This is a genomic window from Vibrio renipiscarius, from assembly GCF_000827885.1.
Lineage (GTDB): Bacteria > Pseudomonadota > Gammaproteobacteria > Enterobacterales > Vibrionaceae > Vibrio > Vibrio renipiscarius.
Window position 1 is genome coordinate 186,327 of sequence record NZ_JTKH01000021.1, and the last position, 16,434, is coordinate 202,760.

General features: G+C 45.7%; 17 protein-coding genes and 1 pseudogene. 10 read left to right on the plus strand and 8 right to left on the minus strand.

What is annotated here, in order from left to right:
* The first annotated feature begins 11 nt into the window (after positions 1-11).
* Genes surA through apaH form a run of 5 tightly spaced genes read left to right on the plus strand, consistent with a single transcriptional unit; the run spans position 12 to position 4,351 of the window.
* Positions 12-1,307: a peptidylprolyl isomerase SurA gene (surA, locus tag OJ16_RS11845; RefSeq protein WP_040990908.1), complete on the plus strand. Its 1,296-nt coding sequence runs from the start codon at positions 12-14 to the stop codon at positions 1,305-1,307.
* Positions 1,297-2,286 carry a 4-hydroxythreonine-4-phosphate dehydrogenase PdxA gene (gene pdxA, locus OJ16_RS11850; protein ID WP_040990910.1) on the plus strand — a complete coding sequence of 330 codons (990 nt, stop codon included), beginning with the start codon at positions 1,297-1,299 and terminating at the stop codon, positions 2,284-2,286. The genes surA and pdxA overlap by 11 nt, the downstream gene beginning before the upstream one ends.
* Entirely contained in the window at positions 2,283-3,089 is an 807-nt protein-coding gene (gene rsmA, locus OJ16_RS11855) for a 16S rRNA (adenine(1518)-N(6)/adenine(1519)-N(6))-dimethyltransferase RsmA (protein WP_040990912.1), read from the plus strand. Before pdxA ends, rsmA begins: the two co-directional genes overlap by 4 nt.
* 54 nt (positions 3,090-3,143) lie before the next feature.
* Positions 3,144-3,524, plus strand: coding sequence for a Co2+/Mg2+ efflux protein ApaG (gene apaG, locus OJ16_RS11860; RefSeq protein ID WP_040990914.1), 381 nt, complete (start codon positions 3,144-3,146; stop codon positions 3,522-3,524).
* 8 nt (positions 3,525-3,532) lie between these two features.
* Positions 3,533-4,351 (plus strand): bis(5'-nucleosyl)-tetraphosphatase (symmetrical) ApaH, encoded by an 819-nt coding sequence (gene apaH, locus OJ16_RS11865; protein ID WP_040990916.1) that lies wholly within the window; start codon positions 3,533-3,535, stop codon positions 4,349-4,351.
* A gap of 70 nt (positions 4,352-4,421) precedes the next feature.
* Here apaH and folA read toward each other — a convergent pair whose 3' ends face one another.
* The 6 genes and pseudogenes from folA to rplU all read right to left on the minus strand — a co-directional run bounded on the left by folA (position 4,422) and on the right by rplU (position 8,389).
* Positions 4,422-4,907 (minus strand): type 3 dihydrofolate reductase, encoded by a 486-nt coding sequence (folA, locus tag OJ16_RS11870; protein WP_040990918.1) that lies wholly within the window; start codon positions 4,905-4,907, stop codon positions 4,422-4,424.
* Between the two features lie 29 nt (positions 4,908-4,936).
* On the minus strand, positions 4,937-5,371 hold the full coding sequence (locus OJ16_RS11875; protein ID WP_372153006.1) for a threonine/serine exporter family protein: 435 nt from the start codon (positions 5,369-5,371) through the stop codon (positions 4,937-4,939).
* Positions 5,372-5,406: 35 nt separating this feature from the next.
* Positions 5,407-6,176, minus strand: a pseudogene (locus tag OJ16_RS11880) (threonine/serine exporter family protein).
* A 155-nt stretch (positions 6,177-6,331) separates the two neighbouring features.
* On the minus strand, positions 6,332-7,507 hold the full coding sequence (gene cgtA, locus OJ16_RS11885; protein WP_040990922.1) for an Obg family GTPase CgtA: 1,176 nt from the start codon (positions 7,505-7,507) through the stop codon (positions 6,332-6,334).
* A gap of 288 nt (positions 7,508-7,795) precedes the next feature.
* Positions 7,796-8,056, minus strand: coding sequence for a 50S ribosomal protein L27 (rpmA, locus tag OJ16_RS11890; protein ID WP_005593148.1), 261 nt, complete (start codon positions 8,054-8,056; stop codon positions 7,796-7,798).
* Positions 8,057-8,077: 21 nt separating this feature from the next.
* The gene (gene rplU / locus OJ16_RS11895; protein ID WP_005593146.1) at positions 8,078-8,389 is read right to left on the minus strand and encodes a 50S ribosomal protein L21; all 312 of its coding nucleotides are present in this window, start codon (positions 8,387-8,389) and stop codon (positions 8,078-8,080) included.
* Between the two features lie 270 nt (positions 8,390-8,659).
* On the opposite strand from rplU, the gene ispB reads away from it, so the two are divergent.
* Positions 8,660-9,631, plus strand: a complete 972-nt coding sequence (gene ispB, locus OJ16_RS11900; RefSeq protein WP_040990924.1) for an octaprenyl diphosphate synthase — start codon at positions 8,660-8,662, stop codon at positions 9,629-9,631.
* 103 nt (positions 9,632-9,734) lie between these two features.
* Here ispB and OJ16_RS11905 read toward each other — a convergent pair whose 3' ends face one another.
* Together OJ16_RS11905 and mdh are read right to left on the minus strand one after the other, a co-directional pair.
* A complete protein-coding gene (locus tag OJ16_RS11905; protein WP_040990927.1) occupies positions 9,735-9,926 on the minus strand; it encodes a hypothetical protein in 192 nt (63 codons plus the stop codon).
* A gap of 191 nt (positions 9,927-10,117) precedes the next feature.
* Positions 10,118-11,053, minus strand: a complete 936-nt coding sequence (gene mdh / locus OJ16_RS11910; protein WP_040990929.1) for a malate dehydrogenase — start codon at positions 11,051-11,053, stop codon at positions 10,118-10,120.
* A gap of 329 nt (positions 11,054-11,382) precedes the next feature.
* On the opposite strand from mdh, the gene argR reads away from it, so the two are divergent.
* The 4 genes from argR (at position 11,383) to OJ16_RS11930 (ending at position 16,421) form a co-directional block, all read left to right on the plus strand.
* Positions 11,383-11,853: a transcriptional regulator ArgR gene (gene argR / locus OJ16_RS11915; RefSeq protein ID WP_040990930.1), complete on the plus strand. Its 471-nt coding sequence runs from the start codon at positions 11,383-11,385 to the stop codon at positions 11,851-11,853.
* Between the two features lie 332 nt (positions 11,854-12,185).
* A complete protein-coding gene (locus OJ16_RS11920; RefSeq protein ID WP_040990932.1) occupies positions 12,186-13,151 on the plus strand; it encodes a TAXI family TRAP transporter solute-binding subunit in 966 nt (321 codons plus the stop codon).
* A 209-nt stretch (positions 13,152-13,360) separates the two neighbouring features.
* A complete protein-coding gene (locus OJ16_RS11925; RefSeq protein WP_040990934.1) occupies positions 13,361-15,940 on the plus strand; it encodes a TRAP transporter permease in 2,580 nt (859 codons plus the stop codon).
* Between the two features lie 43 nt (positions 15,941-15,983).
* A complete protein-coding gene (locus OJ16_RS11930; RefSeq protein WP_040990936.1) occupies positions 15,984-16,421 on the plus strand; it encodes a universal stress protein in 438 nt (145 codons plus the stop codon).
* Positions 16,422-16,434 lie beyond the last annotated feature (13 nt).

Here is a 16,434-nt window from a genome sequence, read left to right on the forward strand (position 1 = left end):
AAGGGTTATAGATGAAAACTTGGAAATATGCGCTGCTGACTCTAGTGGCGGCATGCCATGTCGGAACCGCTTCTGCCGAGATGGTTGAAATGGACAAAGTCGCTATTATCGTGAATGAAAATGTCATTCTTGATAGCGATATTGCAACGGCACTCAAAACACTACGCTTCAACGCACAAAGCAGCGGCCAGGCTTTACCTAGTGAAGACGTACTGATTGAACAAGTAAAAGAAAAACTTATTCTGGAAAACCTTCAGCAGCAAGAAGCTGAACGTATTGGCGTGCGCATTGATGACAATCGATTGAACGATGCCATCGCGGATATCGCGAAAAAGAATAACCAAACTATCGAACAATTAACCGATACCGTCACCGCGCAAGGCATTAGTTATGCCGAGTTTCGTGAACAACTTCGCAATGAAATTTCAGCCAGCGAAGCCCGCAACGCTTTAGTTCGTCGCCGCATCAATATTTTGCCCGCTGAAGTAGAGAACCTTGCCAACGTGCTCGCTCAAGAAACCAGTGCCACCGTGCAATATCAAATTGGTCATATCCAATTACGAGTCAATGATGGCGATGATAAAGCACAGGTTGAAGCACAAGCAAACGAACTCGTTGAAAGACTCAATGCGGGTGAAGATTTTGCCAAACTCGCTTACGCCTACTCGAAAGGTCCAAAAGCATTACAAGGCGGCGACTGGGGATGGATGCGCAAAGAAGAGATGCCAACGATCTTTGCCGACCAAATCAAACTGCAAAATAAGGGTAGCATTATTGGCCCATTCCGCAGTGGTATTGGCTTCCACATCCTAAAAATTGAAGATGTGAAAGGACTAGAAACGGTTGCAGTAACTGAAATTAATGCTCGCCACATCCTGATCAAACCCACCGTCATCCTAAGCGATGATGGCGTACAAAAGCAGCTTAATGAGCTGATTCGCCAAATCAATGCTGGCGAAGCGACCTTTGGCGAATTGGCGCAGCAATATAGCCAAGACCCAGGCTCAGCGGCGCAAAATGGTGAATTAGGTTACCAAACCTCTGATCTTTATGTACCAGAGTTTAAGCACCAAGTGGATACGCTTGCGGTTGGCCAAATCAGCGCACCATTCAAAACCGTTCACGGTTGGCATGTGGTTGAAGTGATCGATCGTCGTGAAGTGGACCGTACTGACGCGGCCATGAAAAATAAAGCTTATCGCATTTTGTTTAATCGTAAATTCAATGAAGAAGCCAGCACCTGGGTTCAAGAATTACGTGCCAGTGCTTATGTTGAAGAAGTAAAGGATCAGCTGAATGTCAATTAAACGCATTGTTGTCACCGCAGGGGAACCTGCGGGCATTGGCCCCGATTTGGTCTTAGCGCTTTCGACTGAAAATTGGGCGCATCAAATCGTGGTTTGTGCTGACAAAACAATGCTCGCCGAGCGAGCCAAACAGCTCGGCATTGACGTCACTCTGCACGATTACGACTCAACCCAACCGAGTCGTCCGCAGCAATCAGGTTCGCTTATCGTCGAGCATATTGCCATAGCGCAAAATGCCGAAGCCGGCAAACTGAATGAAGCGAATGGTCACTATGTTCTCAGCACCTTAGAGCGCGCTGCAAACGGCTGTATGAACGGTGAATTTGACGCTGTTGTCACCGGCCCCGTTCATAAAGGGGTGATCAATCGAGCGGGGGTGGCTTTTAGTGGCCACACCGAATTTTTCGCAGAAAAATCGAATACTCCACTGGTTGTCATGATGCTGGCAACCGAAGGGCTACGTGTTGCCTTAGTGACGACACACATCCCTCTCGCTTACGTATCGAAAGCCGTTACCGAACAGCGATTAGAAAAAATCATCGATATTTTACATAACGATTTGGTAGAAAAATTTGCTATTCGTCAGCCAAACATCTATGTTTGCGGGCTTAATCCTCATGCAGGAGAAGATGGCTGCCTTGGTCGAGAAGAAATTGAAACTATCACGCCAACTCTAGAGCGCATTAAAGCTCAAAAGGGAATAAACCTGATAGGCCCTCTTCCAGCCGATACCATCTTCAGCGAGAAATATTTACAAGATGCCGATGCTATATTAGGGATGTACCATGACCAAGTATTGCCAGTCCTGAAATACAAAGGATTTGGTCGATCAGTTAATGTCACACTTGGTCTACCCTTTATAAGAACTTCGGTTGATCACGGTACAGCTCTTGACCTAGCAGGAACAGGTCTTGCGGACACAGGGAGCTTCCGAACAGCGCTGGCGCATGCAATAGATTTAGTAGAGAAGAAGCAATGAGAAATGATGTCCACTTAGGGCACAAAGCGAGAAAACGTTTTGGTCAAAACTTTCTGAACGACCCATATATCATTGATGGTATCGTATCAGCCATCAATCCACTACCAGGTCAAAACTTGGTAGAAATCGGCCCTGGTCTAGGTGCAATTACTGAGCCTGTAGGCCGTGAAGTCGATAAATTTACTGTTATTGAACTTGACCGCGATCTGGCTGAGCGTTTGCGTAATCACCCTGAATTGGCAGATAAACTGACGATTCATGAAGGCGATGCGATGCGTTTTGACTTTGCACAGCTAGTGCAGCCAAACAACAAACTGCGTATTTTCGGTAACCTACCGTACAACATCTCAACACCATTGATGTTCCACTTGTTTGAATTCCATGCCGATATCCAAGACATGCACTTCATGCTACAAAAAGAAGTGGTTAACCGCCTAGCGGCAGGCCCTGGTAGCAAAGCGTATGGTCGCCTAACGGTCATGGCGCAGTACTTCTGTAAAGTGGTTCCGGTGCTTGAAGTACCACCGACAGCGTTTGTACCGCCACCAAAAGTGGACTCAGCGGTTGTTCGTCTAATGCCATACGAAGTTCTGCCTCACCCAGCGACCAGCCTGAAATGGCTTGAGCGCGTATGTCGTGAAGGCTTTAACCAACGTCGTAAAACCGTTCGTAACTGCTACAAAGGTCTGGTTAGCGTAGAGACAATGGAAGAGCTAGGGATCAACCCGACAATGCGTCCAGAGAACCTAACGCTTCAGCAATTTGTTGCAATGGCGAACTGGCTTGATGCCAACCACGTATAATCATATTTAAGGGCGCATTCGCGCCCTTTTCTTTTGACTGGACGAGGAGTTATCATGGATGTCACTCAACCTTGTATCAAAGTCCAAGTGCACAGCAAATATATTGCTGAGCAATCAAACCCTGCGAAAAATCATTATATTTTTGCCTATCTCGTCACGATAAAAAACCTAAGCCCTCAAACCGTGCAGCTCGTCAGTCGTCGCTGGTTGATTACAGATGCGAATGGAAAACAAACCAGTGTTGAAGGCGAAGGTGTCGTGGGCCAACAACCTTTCATCGTTGGGCATGACGAATATCGTTATAATAGCGGAACCGCGCTTGAAACCCCTGTGGGTGTCATGCAAGGGCATTACGTTATGCTGGATGAGAAGGGACAACAATTTATCGCTGAAGTTGAACCATTTCGTCTCGCGATCCCCAATGTTTTAAATTAGGAATACTTGTGGCTACTTATATCGTTGGTGATCTTCAAGGTTGTCTAGATGAGTTACAGCACCTTTTAGAAACCGTTCAATTTACCCCCTCTCAAGATCAGCTTTGGGTCGCCGGTGACTTGGTCGCTCGCGGGCCAAAATCACTCGAAACATTACGATATATCAAGCAATTGGGCGATAGTGCCAAAGTTGTATTGGGTAATCATGATCTTCATCTACTGGCCGTTTCATTAGGCATTCACCGCATCAAAGACAAAGATAAGACGGCCGCTATTTTCTCTGCGCCAGATAAATATGAGTTACTGACCTGGCTACGTCACCAACCTCTACTTGCCGAACATGATGAATTTGTCATGAGCCACGCCGGTATCTCACCACAATGGGATTTAGCGACAGCCCGAGCATGTGCAAGAGAGGTAGAAGAGATTTTGCAAAGCGATCAATGGCCTTGGCTCATCGAGAATATGTACGCCAATCTTCCCGATCATTGGGATGAAAATTTGCAAGGTATCGAGCGTTATCGCTACACCATCAACGCCTTCACACGCATGCGTTTTTGCTTCGCGGATGGACGCTTAGACATGCACTGCAAGTTACCGCCAAAGGACGTCGATACAGACGAGTTTGTGCCATGGTTTGATTACCCTAACCGTCAGAAACTGAATAAGACGGTGCTATTTGGTCACTGGGCTGCGCTGGAAGGCTATTTTGGGGAAACGGAAATTGGCTTGGATACAGGCTGTGTTTGGGGGGGTAAGCTAACCATGTTGCGCTGGGAAGATAAGCACTATTTTACGCAGCCGGCATTCACGCATACACCTCTTTGAGTATAAGTAAAACGAGAGTCTAGCCATTGGATTAGACTCTCGCCGCATCACGTTACCGCCACAATACGATTTAGCCGATCTTTTCTAAAATGACAAAACGCATGTTATACGCATTCTTCTCATCGGCGGAATAACCTTCCGTATAGCGCTCAACAAAGCTATCGTCCCATGCAGGGAACTGAGTATCCCCTTCAATTTCAGCATCAATATGAGTTACGTACAATTTATTTGCGATAGGAAGACACGCTTGATAAATCGCACCACCACCAATAATCATGACTTCTTCAACGTTTCCCGCAATTTCCAGTGCTTGTTCGATGCTAGTGACTGTCGTGACGCCATCAATCGTTAATTGACTGTCTCGACTAATCACGATGTTTTGCCGACCTGGCAATGGACGACCAATCGATTGGTAGGTTTTACGCCCCATGACAACAGGCTTGCCCATTGTACAACGTTTAAACCAAGCGAAATCTGCCGGTAAGTGCCATGGCATTTGATTATCTTTGCCAATCACACGATCATTTGCCATTGCGGCGATCATACTAATGATCATTCTATATCCTTAGGTCAATGATAGGCCGATCATACAATCGGACGACGGCGATAGAATAACAAGCCAGGCATCGCTAAGCCAACTGCTAAACCCGCAATAATAAACATCGCTTTCAAGAAGTTCGTCGTCAACATTTCAAGCAGCTGCGGATCAAACCCGCGATGATTCAATTCCACCAAAGCGATCATCGCTTTAAATGCAAAAACGCCGGGCACCATAGGGATCAAAGAAGCCACCGTAAAAACTTTTGGGTGCGCCAATAGCTTGCGTGACCAATGCACACCGATCATGCCAACCAATGTGGCGGCAAAAAAAGAGGCCCACTCGATAGGAATACCAAAATGCATCATCAAATAGCGAGAACCATGCCCAATCGCCCCACCTAAGGCACAATAAATGAGCGCCTTTTTCGGTACATTAAAAACCAAGGCAAAGCCGACCGCAGGAATCGCGGCAAAGAACATATCGTTCAATAACCCGATGAACAACTCAACATTAATCACAGTAGCCACCCCCATACATCAAATAAACTCATCGCCGCGACAATGCCTAAACATGTCGCCAATGTGAGTAGGCTCGCCATAACAAAACGCGCGATCCCCATATTGACGTAACCTTTGAGCATATCGGCGACCGAATTAATCAATGGCACCCCAGGGACCAACATTAGGACAGACGAGGCCATCACTATGGTTGGTGCATTACCCAGTTCATAAACAACCGCTTGAACCGAAATCGCCGTCGTGACAAACGCCGTCACGGTAAAGTTAACAAGAGGGTTAAAATGGCGGTGACCGATTTCTTGGCGAACAATCATACCAACAGAAGAAGCAAGGAAAGTCAGGGCAAAGACCGTCCAATCACCACCAGCCAAACGACTGAACGCGGCGCACGATAAACCAATCATCACAACGACTAACCAACGGTTATACCGCTCTGGGCTGATTTGATTGAGTTTATGCTGAGCAAGATAATCATCGATAATACCGCGCTCAAGCATGATACAAATGCGTTGAACTTGCGTAATCACCCGCATGTTGATCCCACGATATCTGGGCTACGACGAGCGGTAGTAATACAGTGTCCACGATAAACCGTTGTCACCACGAGAGAACTGGCCGACAGAGAAACTTCAACTTCATCCATGCCACAAGCAAAGCCGATTCGCTCCATAATACTGCCAACAAGCGCACTTTCTCCGCCATGGGCTAATAACATCTGACCGGCTTGAGCAATCAAGCGAGACACCGCCCTTTGCCTATTTTCCATACTACTTAGCTTCCATACTAATTGACTAATTCCTTGAGAAGGATGATCGTTCTCTGATCGAGAAGGGCCAACATTGTGACCAAAATAGCAGCAAATAACTTTGATTTAGACGAAAAAAAACCGCAAATTAATTGCGGTTTTTTTATTAACGAGGATTAGTCGCGAACGTAGACAACGTGACCGTCATCTTCTTCATCGTCCCAATCATCGTCATCGTCGTCACCATCTTCAGTAATAACGTCTTTACCTGAGATAGCATCTTTATGATAGTCATCCCACATAAAGTCAACTTTGTCTTCTTCGCTCAGTTCTTCTGCTTCACGAGGCAAGTGCTCCATGAAATCAGCCAGCTTGAAGCAAAGCTCTTTCGTACCCATTCTGTTTAGAGCAGACACTTTGAAGAAATCTTCTTCCCAACCAAGTGCATCCAAAATACCTTGGATGATTTCATCTGCCTCTTCTTCTGGCATCAGATCCACTTTGTTGAAAACAAGCCAACGAGGTTTGCCCGCCAGTTTTTCGCTGTATTGCTCTAACTCATCAATGATCGTTAGTGCGTTCTGGATCGGATCCGATTGATCAACCGGCATAATATCGATCATGTGAAGCAATACGCGACAACGCTCAAGGTGTTTCAAGAAACGAATACCAAGACCTGCACCGTCAGCTGCGCCTTCGATCAGACCAGGGATATCCGCAACAACAAAGCTCTTTTCAGGAACGACACTCACAACACCCAAGCTTGGGATCAACGTTGTAAACGGGTAATCCGCTACTTTTGGTTTCGCTGCAGAAACTGCGCGAATAAAGGTCGATTTACCTGCGTTAGGCAAGCCAAGCATACCAACATCAGCCAGTAGCAATAGCTCTAAGCGCAATTCACGGATTTCGCCTTTCGTACCTAATGTCTTTTGACGTGGTGCACGGTTTACTGAAGATTTAAAACGCGTGTTGCCAAGACCGTGCCAGCCGCCCTTACCAACCATCATCTTCTTACCGTGTTCAGTCACTTCAGCCACAACTTCATTGGTGTGAATGTCGACTGCACGCGTACCTACAGGTACACGTAACACTTTGTCTTTACCACGCTTACCAGTACAGTTACCGCCGCGACCATTTTCACCACGTTCGGCTTCATAGAAGCGCTGAAAACGATAGTCAATCAGAGTGTTTAGGTTCTCATCTGCAACAAGGTAAACATCGCCGCCATCACCACCATCACCACCATCAGGACCACCCTTGGTGATGAATTTTTCACGCCAAAAGCTGACAACACCGCTACCGCCGTCGCCCGCTTGAATTTTAACTACCGCTTCATCAACGAATTTCATCTGTTACTCCGCATTTTGTGCGTTGCAATATCACGCTTAGAACCAAATTAGTTCCAATATCCATGATATAAATTCTAGCAGATCCGATGTACAGATCGATCACCTAAGATCTTCGATCGCTCTACTTTGGACCAAATAACAAGAGGTTTTCCTCTAGACGTTATTTCTTATATAACACGCTATTTAAAAGCGTCTGGTTATTTGGTTCTTATATAAATAAAAAACCCCGCCTATTCGGCAGGGCTTTTAAATTCAGCTAGAAACCTAATTCTAAGCTCAGAAGACTGATTACTCAGCTGCTTCGATGCTTACGAATTTACGGTTCTTAGGACCTTTAACTTCAAATTTCACTTTACCTTCAGTAAGAGCGAAAAGAGTATGGTCTTTACCAAGGCCTACGTTGTTACCAGCGTGGAATTTAGTACCACGTTGACGAACGATGATGTTACCTGCAAGAACAGACTCGCCACCGAAACGTTTAACACCTAGGCGTTTGCTTTCTGAATCGCGGCCGTTACGAGTAGAACCACCAGCTTTTTTGTGTGCCATTGTTAAGCTCTCCTAATACGATTAAGCGTTGATTGCAGTGATTTTCACTTCAGTGAACCACTGACGGTGACCTTGCTGCTTACGTGAGTGCTTACGACGACGGAACTTAACGATTTTGATTTTATCGCCACGACCGTGTTGTACAACTTCAGCTACAACTTTGCCACCCTCAAGAAGAGGTGCACCAACTTGAATGTTTTCACCGTTAGCAACAAGTAGAACTTTATCAAATTCAATTGTTGCACCAGTTTCAACGTCTAATTTCTCTAAACGAAGAGTTTGACCTTCGCTTACACGGTGTTGTTTACCACCAGATTGGAAAACAGCGTACATATTTTACTCCGCTTTTTCCGCACAGCCTTTACATGCATTTTAGCAATTTGGGTGTGCGCTAAACTAATCATCAATAGGGCGCAGATTCTACAGAAGAGCCTTGCCTATGACAAGCCATATTTTTAAAAAAATGGCGAAAAGGTAATCGCCAAATAAAAGTGCCGAGATCATGCCCTTAAAGCATGTATTTTTCAACGTTTTTTAGTGTATTATTCATCTATTAAAGAATGTGAAAACACCAGACAGGTCCTAACCTCAGCCGGAATAACAATGGATTTTAAAGCTATCCAAACGCTTACTGCCACTGACATGGCAAAAGTGAATGAAACAATTCAAGCCCAGCTAAACTCTGATGTATCCCTGATTAACCAACTAGGTTTCTACATTGTCAGTGGTGGCGGCAAACGCATACGCCCACTTCTCGCGGTTTTAACTGCTCGAGCTTTAGGCTATCAGGGTGAAGCGCATACAACTTCTGCAGCCTTTATCGAGTTCATCCATACGGCAACTTTATTGCACGATGACGTGGTGGACGAGTCCGATATGCGCCGTGGTAAAGCCACCGCAAACGCCGCTTTTGGTAACGCAGCAAGTGTCTTAGTTGGCGATTTTATCTACACCCGCTCATTCCAGATGATGACCGAACTCGGCTCATTAAAAATCCTCAAATTAATGAGTGATGCAGTGAACGTAATTGCGGAAGGTGAAGTTCTACAATTGATGAACTGCAACAACCCAGATACCACTGAAGAAAGCTACATGCAGGTCATCTACTCGAAGACCGCTCGCTTGTTTGAAGCGGCAACTCAAATTGGCGCAATCTTGACCGATTCACCGATTGAGGTTGAGCAAGCATTACAAAACTACGGGAAATATCTTGGCACCGCCTTCCAGCTCATCGACGATGTGATGGATTACACCTCTGATGGTGAAGATATGGGCAAAAATGTTGGGGATGACCTTGCAGAAGGCAAACCAACCTTGCCATTACTGTACGCGATGCGCCACGGCAACGAAGCGCAAGCGGCGATGATCCGTGAAGCGATCGAAAAATCGAACGGCATGGATCGTTTGAATGACATTCTCGCGGCAATGGATCAAACAGGATCTTTAGAGTACACCCGTCAAAAAGCCAACGAAGAAGCGGACAAAGCGATTGCTGAATTATCGATCCTACCAGAATCTGAATATAAGCAAGCATTGATCACACTGGCCCATTTATCGGTTAACCGTACCAAATAGCCTTCGAGACTCTCGATATAAATGAAAAGGCAAGCTAACGCTTGCCTTTTCTCTATATTAGCTTCACAGAGCCAATCACTAAACGTAAAGCACAGGTGTATTACTAGTAATACTGATCGCACCCTTGATGTAATTGGGGTTCTTCCGCAATATCTTCGCTATTTAAAGCGGATTGCTCTTCGCTATGCTGGCTTTCTACTAATACTGATTGCATTTCTTTATCAACCACAAGGACGCGACTCACACCAAATTCACTTTCTAGTGGCATTCCTTTATAAAGTCTCTCGATATCCATACGATCCTCTCTTATAACGCATACACCAATGCCCAAAGAATTTTGTTGTCGCCATAGTTACGCAGCGCCAAAGATAAAGATCAAAAAAAAGCCGATCAAATGATCGACTTTATTCTCATCAAGATCAGTCCGTGTTCAGCAAAAATGATCAAAGACTTATTTTGATTGATACGGTAGAGAGCGAACTCGCGTTATTTTACAAAATCAACGCCAACGTCAATATCACCGTTCAACGTTTCAAGCATGCCATCAAGGGCTGCTTTTTCGTAATCACTTAGTACACCGTAGCTTAGTACTTCTTCAACACCCTCTTTACCCAGTTTCACTGGTTGTGCGAAGAACGTTGCGTGTTCACTGCCACCATCAACGTAAGCACACTCGACGACGCCTTCATCGCCTTGCAATGCTTTTACAAGTGAAAGACCAAAACGACATGCCGCTTGACCCATCGACAGCGTTGCCGATCCACCACCCGCTTTTGCTTCTACGACTTCTGTACCCGCATTTTGAATGCGCTTCGTTAATGCCTCAACTTCTTCTGCCGTAAACTCAACACCTTCTACTTGAGAAAGAAGCGGAAGGATTGTCACACCAGAGTGGCCACCAATCACAGGAACGCGAATATCGCTTGGATCTTTGTCTTTCAACTCAGCCACAAACGTTTCTGAACGAATGACATCCAGCGTTGTGACACCAAACAATTTACGTTTGTCGTAAACCCCTGCGTTTTTCAACACTTCAGCGGCAATTGGCACTGTCGTGTTCACTGGATTCGTGATGATACCGATACACGCTTTAGGACAAACCACCGCAATTTTTTCTGCCAACGCTTTTACAATACCCGCATTAACATTAAATAGATCCGCACGATCCATACCTGGTTTGCGCGCCACGCCTGCAGAAATAAGAACCACATCCGCGCCTTCTAGCGCTGGTGTTGGATCTTCACCAGCATAGCCTTTGATCGAAACAGGCGTAGGGATATGGCTAAGATCAGCGGCCACACCAGGGGTTACCGGTGCAATATCATAAAGGGCTAAATCTGAACCCGCAGGTAGACGATTTTTGAGTAGTAAAGCTAACGCTTGTCCGATGCCTCCAGCGGCGCCAATAACGGCTACTTTCATCGTAGTTCTCCTTGAGAAATCTCTCTTTATAAATTAGTAGGGTAGTTTCTAGTTATATCTATAATTCAAGCTATAGCAACTCAACTCTGATTACAATTATATAACGTCAGCTTTGCGAGGTTGCGCACCTCGCATTTGACGTGCTACATAATAGGGCAATATTAACATATTAAACCCCTTATATGACAAGGATTTAGATAACCAAACTATCAAAAAGAAACCGGCATTTAGGCAGGGTTAATACGACATATTTTAAGCTCTTTACTGGCGAAAATTGCATAGATATGCGAGACTATTCACTTGATTATGTGACGAAAAGAAAGAGAACCATGCGTCATTCAGAAAAACAAGATAACCTCGTACGTGCTTTCAAAGCCCTTTTAAAAGAAGAGCGATTCGGCTCACAAGGCGATATTGTCGAAGCATTAAAAAGTGAAGGCTTTGAAAATATTAACCAATCTAAAGTGTCACGCATGTTGACTAAGTTTGGTGCCGTAAGAACACGTAATGCAAAAATGGAAATGGTTTACTGCTTACCTGCCGAATTTGGTGTCCCAACGGTTTCGAGTTCGCTTCGTGAATTAGTCCTCGATATTGATCACAACGCAGCGCTCGTCGTGATTCACACCGGCCCTGGCGCTGCACAACTGATTGCGCGTTTGCTTGATTCATTAGGTAAAGCTGAAGGCATTCTTGGCGTTGTTGCGGGCGATGATACGATTTTCATTACACCGACAGCCAATATTACGACAGAGCAGTTATTTAACTCAGTATGCCAACTCTTTGAGTACGCAGGTTAAACCGTCGAGACATCTTAACTCGTGTAAATCACACTGTGTCCTGCAGTGTGATTTAGTTCACATCTTTACGAAAACCCCTCCCCTCCTATCTAAACCAAGTAAACAACTGATATAAAAGAATTTTAATTAAAATAGCATGGCCTTAATACCAATGGAGATGTAGCAAATGTCGCTATTTTATTTAACATTCCTGTAATTATCTGCGGTTTTTTTGGTATTATTCAGCCACTTTTCTATCAAATTGCATGGAGAAGATGCCGTTTATAAATAGGAAATTCTCAAAGCAACTACACTTGCAATGGGACAAATAATGAATAAAGGAAGGAAAATTCATGGCATTGAACAAACTGATTAAAGCGGGTGCGATAGCAGCGGCTGTAATGGGTGCTGGCGCAGTGAACGCGCAAGAATTTATTACTATCGGTACAGGTTCTGTTACCGGTGTTTACTACCCAACCGGCGGCGCAATTTGTAAATTAGTGAATAAAGGTCGCAAAGACCACAATATCCGTTGTTCTGTTGAATCAACGGGCGGTTCTATTTACAACGTGAATACGATTCGTGCTGGCGAACTCGATTTCGGTATTGTTCAATCCGATTGGCAGTATCATGGTTATAACGGCACGAGCAAATTCGAAGCGCAAGGTCCTTATAACAACTTACGCGCCATGTTCTCGCTACATACCGAACCTTTCAATATCATTGCACGTAGCGATGCAGGCATCGAAAGCGTTGAAGACCTTGCAGGTAAGCGCGTCAACATTGGTAACCCAGGCTCTGGTGACAGAGCAACGATGGGTGTGGTGATGGACGCAATGGGTTGGACGAACGACAGCTTCAAACTCGCCTCTGAACTAAAAGGATCAGAGCGCTCTCAAGCCCTTTGTGATAACAAGATCGACGCCTTCGTTTATGTCGTTGGCCATCCAAACGGTTCAATCAAAGAAGCGACAACTTCATGTGACGCTAAATTGATTCCAGCATCCGGTGAAAAGATCGATGCGATCGTAAACGCAAATCCATACTACACATTCACGTCGGTTCCAGCAGGCATGTATCGTGGTACGGACAAAGACGTAAATAGCTTTGGTGTAGCCGCAACTATGGTTACCACCGCTGACGTATCCGATGAAGTTGCTTACAACGTAGCGAAAGCCGTATTTGAGAACTTTGATACCTTCAAACGTTTACACCCCGCTTTTGCGAACCTGAAAAAAGAAGACATGGTGAAAGCCGGTATCTCTATCCCTCTTCATCCAGGTGCCGCTAAATACTACAAAGAAATTGGCCTTCTTTAGTCAGTACTAACACAAGGAGGCCTTGCCTCCTTGTGTTCCTCTAACATCATTCCACAGACGTATTTAGGCTTCTTGTTTAAGCCTTGCCTCTTTATTTAACTGACAAATCAATCAATACGCATTTTTCACACCTATAACTACACTGTTAAGTGCGAACTCAAGTTCAACATTCGTGATGAATTGAACTCGATATAATAAGGATAAGGTGCATGACGCAGACAAAAAAACCATCGCAAGATGTGCAGGAGATGGTCGCGCAATCTGATACAGGTGCACGATCACCTTCAGGCATTCCCGGACGTATCTTATGGTTTGTGCCGTTATGTTGGTCTTTATTCCAACTTTGGTATGCCTCCCCACTGCCATTTATTTTTAATTTTGGGGTGCTCAATGATACTGAAGCGCGCGCAATTCACCTTACATTCGCTATTTTTCTCGCTTTTACCGCCTACCCTGCGTTAAAAGGCTCACCAAGAGATCGAATTCCAGCGTTAGATTGGATCCTTGCTTTAGCCGGCAGTTTTTCCGCCGCTTATATCTACCTCTTTTATGCTCAATTGGCCGATCGCTCTGGAGCACCGACCTCGCCCGATATTGTGATCTCCGTCGTCGGAATGCTTTTACTGCTTGAAGCAACGCGCCGAGCATTAGGTCCCCCCTTAATGGTCGTGGCAGCCGTTTTCTTGTTGTATACCTTTGCTGGCCCTCATATGCCGGACGTTATTGCTCATAAAGGCGCGAGCTTAAATAAAGCGATGTCGCATTTATGGCTTACGACCGAAGGGGTCTTTGGTGTCGCGCTAGGGGTATCAACCTCGTTTGTCTTCTTGTTTGTCTTATTTGGCGCCATGCTCGAGCGCGCTGGCGCAGGCGCATACTTTATTAAAGTCGCGTTCTCGTTACTTGGGCATATGAAAGGGGGGCCGGCAAAAGCCGCCGTGGTGGCTTCTGGTCTATCTGGCCTGGTGTCAGGTTCATCAATTGCGAACGTTGTGACAACCGGTACTTTTACCATTCCGCTTATGAAGCGCGTTGGTTTCCCAGGAACCAAAGCCGGAGCGGTTGAGGTCGCCGCTTCCACTAATGGTCAGCTCACACCGCCTATTATGGGCGCAGCTGCATTTTTGATGGTGGAATACGTCGGTATTTCTTATGTTGAGGTCATTAAAGCCGCATTACTTCCCGCTCTGATTTCTTATATCGCTTTGATTTACATTGTTCACCTTGAAGCGTGTAAAGCGGGCATGGAAGGCTTACCTCGTCGCCACACCCCCACCTTTATACAAAATTTACTCTCTTTTACCGGCACTATCTTAGGGTTGTGTGTGGTCAGTGTCGCCGTTTACTACGGTGTCGGTTGGACCAAGGATGTATTTGGTGACGCAGCCACACCAATCATGGCGGGCGCTCTGCTTATTGCCTATGTGGCACTGTTGCGCGTTTCCGCTAAGTACGCCAAAGAAGGGGATATCGAGATCGATGCTGAGTTAACTGAAGTACCGGATCCTGGCCCTACGATGAAATCCGGCTTACATTTCTTACTGCCCATCGTCGTCCTGGTTTGGTGTTTAACGGTAGAGCGCTTCTCTCCAGGTTTGTCGGCCTTTTGGGCAACCGTGTTTATGATCTTTATTTTGATCACTCAACGACCACTAAAAGCCATGATGGCAAAAAGCGGTGATATTAGCGAACAGACTAAACAAGGTTTTATCGATCTCGCCGAAAGCTTGGTCTCTGGGGCGCGCAACATGATCGGCATTGGCGTTGCAACCGCGGCGGCAGGGATTGTCGTTGGCGTGGTTACGCTAACGGGTATCGGCCTTGTTATGACCGAATTTGTCGAATTTATTTCTGGCGGTAACATCATACTCATGTTGTTGTTTACGGCCGTAATCAGTTTGATCCTTGGTATGGGCTTACCAACCACCGCAAATTACATTGTGGTCTCTACTTTGATGGCTCCGGTTATCGTGACGTTAGGTGCGCAGCATGGCCTGATCATTCCATTGATCGCCGTTCATCTGTTTGTGTTCTACTTTGGTATCCTCGCCGATGATACTCCACCGGTTGGTTTGGCCGCGTTTGCGGCGGCAGCCATCGCAAAATCCGATCCAATACGCACGGGTATTCAAGGTTTTACCTACGATATCCGGACTGCAATTCTCCCCTTCATGTTTATTTTCAATACCCAACTCCTCATGATGGGAATTGACTCGTGGTGGCATCTGGCTCTGACGGTCATATCAGCCATTATTGCGATGTTACTCTTTTCAGCCGCGACGCAGGGATGGTGGCTAACACGAAACAAATGGTGGGAAACCGTCCTACTACTGGTACTGACCTTCTCATTTTTCCGCCCTGGATTTTGGTGGGATATGATTTACCCGGCCAAAAATATTTCACCTGGCGTTGAGATAGCCGAAATCGCGAAATCGCTCAATGTGGGCCAACCAATTGAACTGCGCGTGTCCGGTGAGAACTTAGTGGGTGATTTCATCGAGAAAACCGTCCGCTTGCCATTTGATGACGATGCCCTCACAGCGGAAGCGCGTTTAAGTTCTATGGGCCTCATGCTCAATGAATCCGATGGGAAAATGATCGTCGATATGGTTGAGTTCGGTAGCCCTGCAGAAGCCTCAGGCATTGATTTTGATTGGCAGATCGATTGGGTTATTCAAGATGCTGAAAGACCAATGAAAGAATGGGTATTTGTTCCTTGTATCTTCATCGTTCTATTGATGGGAGCAAACCAAAAACGTCGTATTCGCCAGCAGGCACTGACGGCCTAATCCACTACTAGCCTCAGTTTTGGGGCTTTACAGAGAAAAGAGAATGTATAAACAGATCCTTGTTCCTGTTGATTTGAATGAAAAAGGCTTCTCAGATCGCGCGGTCGCGATTGCGGTTTGGCATGCACAACACTCTGGCGCAGAAATCCATCTTTTGAATGTACTACCAGGTATTCACATGTCGATGGTCGCCAGTTACTTCCCGAAAGATGCAGCGCAAAGAATGAAGCAAGACGTTCAAACGCAACTGGATGATTTTGCCAAACAACACATTAATGATGCCGCTCCATATCAAGTGCATGTGGCGGAAGGCAAAGCCTACAAAACCATTTTACACTACGCCGAAAAACTCGGTAGCGACCTCATTGTGATGCCCAGCCATAAACGATCTAAGTTAGATAAAGCGGTACTTGGCTCCGTCGCAAGTAAAGTCGTACAAGGTTCTCCAGTGCAGGTCCTCGTGGTAAAACCACAGAACTAATTCACAACCCCAT